Genomic DNA, 1,942 nt, shown 5'->3' on the forward strand with positions numbered 1-1,942 from the left:
GACTGCTGACGCCTTGAAGGTCGTGGGTTACGCTATGTCCGACTGCATGCACACCTCTCTGGTGTGCCAGGCCATAGACATGGCGGTCAAAAGATGCCCTGTCGAGGAGGGTGTGACGATCTTCCCGCTCGGATAGGGGAAGTCAGTACACGTCTCAGAGGTTCTTGGATCACCTCAAGGGTTACGGGATTCACCCCTCGGTGGGACGTACGGGGGTTTGCTGGGACAATGCATGGGCGGAGTCATTCAATGCCACGCTCAAGAATGAGAGGGTCCACCGAATGGTGTACCCCACGAAGGATAAAGCGGTCAGTGATATTGCCTCATGGATCGAGCTGAGATGCAATCATGTTCGCCTTCACTCAGCCCTGGGATACCGCACCCAGAACGAGGTTGAACGCGAGCTCCTGAACTTAACGAAGGCAACCTGAAACACAAAACAAGCACTGTCCGAAAAACACCCAGCAGTCCAATTCACCATATCCCCGTCATCCTAAACACCAACCACAAAACAACTAACAACACACGACACTAGCCACCCACTAACCCAGTTCCCAAACAACCTCTAAGGGATGTCGGGTCCGTATTTGCTTTCGTAGTAGGTGGCTAGCGCCGCGTTTTGTGTTTCGGTTGGCGATTTGATGGTGACTTCGACAAATGTTCCTACAGAGGCGAGGTTTATGGATGCGTTATTGGGGAGCATCCAGTCGCTGTGGGGGCCGAACTTGGCCCTACCTTCTTTGGGTGGACCGTATACTGTAGTCAGGGCGTTCCGGTAGTCGGTGTAGATGGACTGCGTGATAGTGGATATGTGCGCTTCCAGTTCTACGGGGGCTCGGGTGGTCAATCGAGCATTGATTTTGTTGACAAGGCTGCGGTCCCGGGTGTCTTCCATGATGGTTCCGTCTGTCTCCCCGCTGCTCACAGGAGTGGTGAAGAAAGTGCCGTCGTGCGGGGCTCCGGTCCATCCGCACTGGTCGCGCAGGAGGAAGGCTTTGTCGAGAGTGATGGGCCAGGCGTGCTCCGCCCAGGCTCGTACGATGGAGACCATCTGCTCGGTGGTGTACACGTAGAAGAGGAAACCGGTGGACTGGCTGTAATCTACAATATTCGATGCGCTGCTCATTCCTGTCCTTTTGTTCAGTTAAAGATTATCAATGTTCTGTTGGAGATGCTGGATCACCTCAGGTGTCAAGGTGAAGGGCTCGTCGGTGATCTGGGTGAGGTCCTCCGCCTTGGTTTTCATCACCTTGATCGTCAGCTCGGTCTCGCCGCTCTTGACTCCTTCTCATGCATCGGGGTGGTCGTGGAAGTACTGTGCGAAGCGAGGGTTGCTCAGCATACGGTCGCGAGTATAGGCGGGAGTTCCCTGTTTGGCGTTGCCCTCGTAGAGCGTCGGGTGGGATGTTCCGTCGAGGTTGACGGCACCCCCTTGTACTCGGATATCACTATCTCATCGCCGTTGGGGCTCACGGCCATCCCGTCAAGCCATCCACCAGGGGTGGTGCCGTTGTTGACGGGTACATTCTGAGAGAGGAACTCGTCGGGGATATGATAACCCTGCGACTCGAGATATGCCTCCCCTCCGGTCTCACTAATGCGAGTGCTTGATCCTGTCCGGTCGTTCCAAGAGTCGCGGCGCTATGTGGCGGCATCGTCTAGGCTTTTAGTGGCCTGCGGGTCGTACCTATTTCGTTTTAGCTCCTTGATTGTCTCCTCATATTTTCCTGAATTGTAGTGCTTCATGGTGTGCCCTTTGGGCAGCTGGCTCTCCAGTTGTCTCCTGGCTTCGTAATAGTCGGTTTGGCGCTGGGCTCGGTACCGGAATAGCTCTTCGATCTCATCGGCACGCAAACTCGCATGCGGGTTCCAGTCTGGGAGCCTGGCTGCGCCGGTTTCGTCTCAGGCGAGCCTGCGTGCGTTTCGGACGTATTGGCGCCAT

General features: G+C 55.5%; 2 protein-coding genes. One reads left to right on the forward strand and one right to left on the reverse strand.

Annotated features, from left to right (window positions below; genetic code table 11):
• Positions 1–164 precede the first annotated feature (164 nt).
• Positions 165–431, forward strand: coding sequence for an integrase core domain-containing protein (locus HMPREF9056_RS13810; RefSeq protein WP_087942256.1), 267 nt, complete (start codon positions 165–167; stop codon positions 429–431).
• Between the two features lie 134 nt (positions 432–565).
• Here the strand turns inward: HMPREF9056_RS13810 and HMPREF9056_RS10500 are convergent, their stop codons facing one another.
• Entirely contained in the window at positions 566–1,126 is a 561-nt protein-coding gene (locus HMPREF9056_RS10500) for a DUF6301 family protein (RefSeq protein WP_050793058.1), read from the reverse strand.
• Positions 1,127–1,942 lie beyond the last annotated feature (816 nt).

This window comes from Actinomyces sp. oral taxon 170 str. F0386 (genome assembly GCF_000195595.1).
In the GTDB taxonomy this organism is placed as follows: Bacteria; Actinomycetota; Actinomycetes; order Actinomycetales; family Actinomycetaceae; genus Actinomyces.

Coding starts and splice junctions, on each gene's coding strand:
- HMPREF9056_RS10500 (WP_050793058.1), bottom strand. CDS start 1,126: ATGAGCAGCGCATCGAATATTGTAGATTACAGCCAGTCCACCGGTTTC.